Source organism: Hubeiibacter jixunmingi, assembly GCF_041928215.1.
Classification (GTDB): Bacteria; Pseudomonadota; Gammaproteobacteria; order Pseudomonadales; family Moraxellaceae; genus Acinetobacter.
The window spans coordinates 1-6,985 of the sequence record NZ_JBHFHK010000083.1; the positions used below are offsets into that span (position 1 = coordinate 1).

Consider the following 6,985-nt stretch of genomic DNA (forward strand, 5'->3'; position numbering starts at 1 on the left):
CCCATTGGGCATCAGTAAGTGTTAGTCTATTCATATAAGCAGAATAACTGATTTTCTTTGTATGTCAACACACCCTAGATCATTTTGGTTGGCTTGATACCGAAAAAACGCCGATTACATGGCAACGTATGCTCGGGGCAGTCTTGATTGCGGTGGGTATTTTGTTTACCCTACATCGCCAGTAATCTGGCTATTTATCGAAATAAAGTGACTGAAAAAATATTATTTGTATCAAGGTTGCTTTTAAATTAAACTAACTTTCTTTTTCATCTGCTGTGCTGTCGAATTGGCTGATTCTTTGGCGATTTTTGACAATCTTATCTTATTATTATTTTTATGAATGACTTTACCGAAAGTACCATGCAACCACAAAAAAAATCCATCAGCCAAGAACTTAAAATTTTATTAAGTTTGATGTTACCGATTTTGATTACTCAATTTGCTCAAGCAGGTTTTGGCTTAATTGACACCATCATGGCTGGGCATATTTCTGCTGCGGATTTGGCAGCGATTTCCGTGGCGGTCGGGATGTGGTTTCCGATTTTAGTGCTGAGTAGTGGCATTATGCTTGCCACGTCACCACTGATTGCCGAAGCTGTTGGGGCAAAAAAGAATCATGATATTCAAACCATTACCCATCAATCTTTATGGATTGCGTTGATTTTAGGTATTATTGCTGGGGCGATTTTATTTTGTATGCCCTTGGCATTTGATGCCTTGGATATCCCTGCCAATTTACATACCAAATCAGGTTTATTTTTACAAAGTATTGCTTTTGGTATGCCTGCGGTGGCGCTTTATACTGCTTTGCGTGGTTATACTGAAGCGTTAGGTCACCCAAAAGTGATTACCATCATTAGTATCGCATCGTTATTTTTATTGATTCCAATCAATTATATTTTTATGCATGGCAAATTGGGTTTGCCTGCATTCGGCGGTGCAGGGGCAGGATTCGCCAACGCCATTATGCAGTGGTTGATTCTCATCGCCTTGGTGATATTTCTAAAAAAATCCAAAGCTTTTGATACGGTACGCTTATTTCAAAAATTTGAATTGCCCGATAGTCGTTGGTTAAAGCGAATTTTTTTGTTGGGCTTCCCGATTGGTTTGTCAATATTCTTTGAAGTGAGTATCTTTAGTACATCATCTTTGGTGATTAGTCCGCTTGGTGATACCTTTATTGCTGCCCATCAAATTGCCATGTCCACCACGGGGCAATTATTTATGGTGCCGTTGTCTTTGGCGATTGCCTTGACCATTCGTGTGGGGCAATATTATGGTGCAAAAGACTGGCAAAATTTGATTCAAGTACAAAAAATTGGTTTCGCTGTAGCAAGCGTTTTTGCTTGTATTACCATGATTTTGTTATGGTTTGGGCGTGAATTTATTTTACAAGCCTTTACCAGTGATACTGCAGTGATTCAGGTGGCATTTGGCTTATTGGTATTTGCGGTCATGTATCAATTGATGGATGCATGGCAAATCACTGCGTCAGGCTGTTTGCGTGGTTTACAAGAGACCAAAGCACCAATGTACATTACTTTTATTGCTTATTGGATCATTGCATTCCCTGTAGGTGTGTATTGCACACGTTATGCAGGCTTTGCGGCAAAAGGCGTGTGGATTGGTTTGATTGTTGGTTTGAGCGTTGCTTGTGTGCTGTTGATTTGGCAGTTGCGAAAGCGTAATTTACAATTATTAGCGATTGATAAGACCTAACACATTTTACTTCATATTTATAACACGACAACACTTGCACAATCAGCAAAAGCATCGTACATTCTAGCGATGTTTTTGCTGATTTTACTTTAATTCTGGCAAAGCATTCACATTAAGCATATGCAAGGTGACTGTTTAGATTACACCTCAAGCAAAACAACAGATTGATAGGAATAAGCTATGGCAAACCATTCGGCAGGTCGTCGTTTTATGAAATTGGCAGGTATGACAGCAAGTATTGCCAGCAAAGCCGTGACCAATTCTATTAAAAATATCAATGCAGATGAAGAAAAAAAGCAGTCCACTCGCTCAGCTTTGTACAGCGAGATTGGAGTACAAATCGCCAATACCTTGGGGGAAATGAAAGGTGCGGTGATGAAAGTAGGACAAATTGCCTCACAATATAAAGATATTTTTCCGCCTGAAGTACAATCGGCGATTGCCAAATTACAGCGTCAAGCCCCTGCTCTGCCTTTTCCACAAATCAAAGCCCAAGTCGAAAAAGAACTGAAAAAGCCATTATCTGAGCTGTTTCAATCTTTTGAAGAAACCCCTTTTGCCGCTGCATCGATTGGGCAAGTGCATAAAGCGGTACTCAAAGACGGTCAAACCGTAGTCGTCAAGGTGCAATATCCTGGGGTGGATGAAGCCTGTGAAAGCGACTTAAAACAAGTCAAAATGGCATTGCGTTTGATGGGCATGCTCAAGGTCGACCGTGCATTGCAAGATACACTTTTTGATGAAATTCAAGACAGTTTGTACACCGAGCTGAACTATGAAATTGAAGCTCAAAACTTACAAGTCTTTCGATTATTCCATGAAAAATTAGATGACAAAATTATTATTCCACAAGTCTTTACGGAATATTCATCACGTCGTGTACTGACTTTAAGTTTGGAACAAGGTGAAAGTTTACAAACTGCCAGCACGTGGTCGCCAGAATTGCGTAATGAATTAGGCAGACGTTTACTGAAAGCTTTGGGGCAAGAGATTTTCTTTTTAAAACGTTTTCATTGTGATCCACATCCAGGGAATTTTGCTTTCCGTGAAGATGGTACAGTGATTATTTATGATTTTGGTGGGGTAAAAACTTTACAGCCTGCTTTAATCACCGAATATAAACGTTTAATTAATGCTGCTAGACAGAATAATATTGCGGTATTGGAAGACAGTTTGATTCAACTCAAAGTGCGTACGTCTAAAGGCGAAATTGAACCTGATTGGTATAAACAATGGATTGAAATTTTGATGCGTCCATTACAAACCCATTATGATTTTGCTGCCAACTCTTCGCATCATGATGCGGTGATTTTGGCTAAACAATCACTGAAATACTGGGATTATTTTCAGCCATCGCCTGATACATTGATGATTAATCGTACCGTATCGGGGCAATATTGGAACTTAATCAGCTTAAAAGTGCATGATAATTTTGAAGATTTATTTGCAGAGTTAGTGCCAGTTGAACAGGTTTATTAACTTTTAGCTGCGATGTTATACGATTTATCTTAAATTTATACTCTTGATATCAAGGTGCGTTGAACGCACCTTATGTCTTTAAAATCAAATCATCATAACAAATATCTACTATTTAAAAGCAGACCCAAATTGATTCATATCCATTAGAGATCTGAACGTTGCAAAATTGAGATGGTTCATCACTTTTATATGGGTAATTTTTTTACTTTTTGACTTGGTTTATCGTGCAATATCCCCCACAATACCGAGTATTACAGTAAAGATGAAAGCAGATGATTTCCCATGACTGATGCCTTACAAATCACCCAACTCAGCAAAACCTATAAAAATGGTTTTCAAGCCTTAAAAGGTATTGATTTGACCGTACCTGAAGGCGAATTTTATGCCCTACTTGGTCCAAACGGTGCAGGTAAATCAACGACCATCAGTATCGTAAGCTCGCTGACCAAAAAATCGGGCGGTAGCGTCAAAATCTTTGGCTATGACTTGGATACACAGCCGTCTTTGGCAAAACAGCAATTGGGTGTCGTACCGCAAGAATTTAATTTTGGGCAATTTGAGAAGCCTTTTGATATTCTTGTCACGCAAGCGGGCTACTACGGTATTGATAAAAAAACTGCTGAACAACGTGCTGAACTTTATTTAGAAAAATTAGGCTTATGGGAAAAGCGTAACAATCAAGGGCGATTGCTGTCAGGTGGGATGAAACGCCGTTTGATGATTGCACGAGCCATGATGCACGAGCCAAAATTGTTGATTTTGGATGAGCCAACCGCAGGTGTGGATATTGAATTACGCCGCTCAATGTGGGAATTTTTGACGGAACTCAATCAAAATGGTACATCGATTATTCTGACCACACATTATTTGGAAGAAGCTGAGCAATTATGCCGTCGTATCGCCATCATTGACCGTGGGCAAATCAAAGAAGATACCACCATGAAAGCCCTACTCGGTCAGCTTTCGGTAGAATCGTTTGTATTTGATTTAAGTCAAGCTGTGTCTGAACAGCAAATTGCCAATTTGCAGATTATCGGTTTTGATTTTAAATTATTAGACCCGATGACTTTGCAAGTGACCATGGATAAATCACATCAACTCAATGATTTATTTAGTATTTTACAAATCAATCAAATCCAAGTCAGCAGTATGCGAAACAAAGCCAACCGTTTGGAAGAATTATTTGTGCATATGGTGGAAAAAAACCTTGATAAAACAGGAGAAAAGGCATGAACAGTAGCCAACTTCACATCGCCTTTATGACCTTATTACGCAAGGAAATTCGCCGTTTTTTACGCATTTGGCCACAGACTTTACTGCCGCCTGCCATCACCATGAGCTTGTATTTTGTAATTTTTGGGCATTTGGTCGGTTCACGCATTGGTCAAATGGGCGGTTTTAGCTATATGCAATTTATCGTGCCAGGTTTAATCATGATGTCAGTGATTACCAATAGTTATTCCAATGTGTGTTCGAGTTTTTATAGTGCCAAATTTCAACGTAGTATTGAAGAATTAATCGTCAGCCCTGTGCCAAATCATGTGATTTTGCTCGGCTATGTGGCTGGTGGTGTGGCTCGTGGTTTAAGTGTTGGTTTGATTGTAACGATTTTAAGTCTATTTTTTACTCACCTTAGTTTACACAATGTATTTTTGACCATCTACACGGTATTGGTGACATCGGTTTTATTTTCAATCGGTGGTCTCATCAATGCGGTATATGCCAAATCTTTTGATGATATTTCCATTGTACCGACTTTTATTTTGACGCCATTAACCTATTTGGGTGGGGTATTTTATGCCATTAGCCAACTTGGAACATTTTGGCAAAATCTATCTTTATTAAACCCGATTGTATATATGGTCAATGCTTTTCGTTATGGTATCTTAGGCTATAGCGATGTTAATGTATGGCTATCTTTGGGTGTAATCACGCTTAGCTGTGTGGTGTTGTATGCGATTGCTTACCGTTTATTGGCAAACGGTACAGGCATGCGAGAATAATTTTATCTTATTGTTTTTAGAGTTTAAAAATATGTTTAATGATTTATCTCATCATGAAAACCATGTAGAAAATTCACTACTTGGTCAAAGCACCGAGTACCCACAACAATATAGCCCGAGCGTGCTTTACCCGATTGCACGCAGTCTAGGGCGTGAGCATATTGCTCATGCCGAACAGATTCAAGGTTTACAACAAGGTACAGACTGGTGGCATGTGTTTGAATTGTCTTGGTTAAATCCGCAAGGCATACCACAAGTGGCAATTGGACGTTTGCATATTCCTGCCGAGTCACCGTATTTAATTGAATCAAAATCATTAAAATTGTATTTTAACAGTTTTAATTTTGAACAGATGAACCGTGAAAAATTGATTGCTACCGTAGAAGATGATTTATCCTATGTGGCAGCCGCACAGGTGAAGCTTGAATTATTTGATGCCAATCAATTAGATATATCGCAAGCGATGGGGCAATGCCTAGACCAGTTACAGCCCAGTCAGATTGAATATCAGCCCAATGCAACGCTTTTGCAATTCAACGACAATGCAACGCATGGCAAGTTTTATTATCATAGCCATCTGTTACGCAGTAATTGCCCCGTGACTTCACAGCCTGATTGGGGTACAGTATTTATTCGTTATCAAGGGCAAGCGGTGTGCGAGCCAAGTTTATTGGCGTATATTATTTCTTATCGTCAGCACAATGGCTTTCATGAACAATGTGTTGAGCAAATGTATGCCGATATTTGGACGCAACTCAAGCCCGAAAAATTAATGGTTTATGCAGCGTACACACGTCGTGGGGGCTTGGATATCAACCCGTGTCGTGTGTCGCATTTGGATTGGTTGCCACAGCCTGTACGTTTGGCAAGACAGTAAAATTTGGAGTTTTAAAATATGCCTAGCCATTTTGGATTTATCCCATCCAACGATTTGCAACAGCAAATGCAACAGATTAAACAGCAACGTCATGGTAAAGAGCCGATTTATCCTTTGCGTGATAAAATTGCCGTACAGCTCAATGATGAATTATTAGACCGTGTATTGGGTGATTTGATTCAACAATTACCTGCCAGCGACAAGCGTGATACTGCTGAAAAATTAATGACTTATGTCAAATCTAGTATTCATGTGTTGCTGAATCAACTGTTGGGTAAAGCCAGTAATGATGAGTTACAAGCGTCGATTGATTTTATTGACCAAAGCTTTTTTAAAGATGCGAAAGGGCAACAGCGTTTGGGTGCGGTGGTGGACAATGAATTGGCAAAGCAATTACAAAGTAATTTTACTGCCATTCAAGCTGGTGAGCCTGTCAAAGCCATTCGCCCTGCCCTAACCCAACAATATCAAAATCTTGCTGATCAAATTATTCATCATTTTATGACTGAATTTCAAAAGACTTTGGGTTTGGGCATGATTAAGCGTAAAGCTGCCGATATTGCGACCGCTGCGGTCAAAAAAGCAGTGCATATTGGTATTGAAAAGCTTGTGCCAATGCTCGATAGTAATGAATTAAAAGTTGCTGCCGAGCAGCATAGTGATTTGATTCATATTTGATTTTGAAATATTTAAAAGCCTTTATTTAGATGTGTTGGAAATAAAGGCTTTTACAAACATCATATCAAATTTAAAATTTGAGAAAATATAATGCAATATAATTTTAAAGATGATTATATCAATCGAGAAAAAAGATTTGCTATAGGCAAAGAATTAGACCTCTTGCGAAAGTTTTGATATAATGACAAGATGAGATACGAAACAATCAAGGGCTTTAGCGACAGCCAAT

Annotated in this window: 6 protein-coding genes and 1 pseudogene; all 7 read left to right on the plus strand. The window is 39.0% G+C overall.

What is annotated here, in order from left to right:
• Window positions 1-74: 74 nt before the first annotated feature.
• Window positions 75-185: pseudogene (locus ACEYX7_RS10025) on the plus strand (DMT family transporter); the annotation flags it as partial.
• A 151-nt stretch (window positions 186-336) separates the two neighbouring features.
• Window positions 337-1,719 carry an MATE family efflux transporter gene (locus ACEYX7_RS10030; RefSeq protein WP_374805240.1) on the plus strand — a complete coding sequence of 461 codons (1,383 nt, stop codon included), beginning with the start codon at window positions 337-339 and terminating at the stop codon, window positions 1,717-1,719.
• Window positions 1,720-1,899: 180 nt separating this feature from the next.
• Window positions 1,900-3,198: an ABC1 kinase family protein gene (locus ACEYX7_RS10035; RefSeq protein WP_374805238.1), complete on the plus strand. Its 1,299-nt coding sequence runs from the start codon at window positions 1,900-1,902 to the stop codon at window positions 3,196-3,198.
• A gap of 282 nt (window positions 3,199-3,480) precedes the next feature.
• Window positions 3,481-4,431: an ABC transporter ATP-binding protein gene (locus tag ACEYX7_RS10040; RefSeq protein WP_374805237.1), complete on the plus strand. Its 951-nt coding sequence runs from the start codon at window positions 3,481-3,483 to the stop codon at window positions 4,429-4,431.
• Window positions 4,428-5,201 carry an ABC transporter permease gene (locus tag ACEYX7_RS10045; protein ID WP_374805235.1) on the plus strand — a complete coding sequence of 258 codons (774 nt, stop codon included), beginning with the start codon at window positions 4,428-4,430 and terminating at the stop codon, window positions 5,199-5,201. The genes ACEYX7_RS10040 and ACEYX7_RS10045 overlap by 4 nt, the downstream gene beginning before the upstream one ends.
• 31 nt (window positions 5,202-5,232) lie before the next feature.
• A complete protein-coding gene (gene queF / locus ACEYX7_RS10050) occupies window positions 5,233-6,078 on the plus strand; it encodes an NADPH-dependent 7-cyano-7-deazaguanine reductase QueF (protein WP_374900524.1) in 846 nt (281 codons plus the stop codon).
• A gap of 18 nt (window positions 6,079-6,096) precedes the next feature.
• Complete coding sequence (locus ACEYX7_RS10055; RefSeq protein WP_374807031.1) at window positions 6,097-6,756, plus strand: hypothetical protein; 660 nt, start codon at window positions 6,097-6,099, stop codon at window positions 6,754-6,756.
• Window positions 6,757-6,985 lie beyond the last annotated feature (229 nt).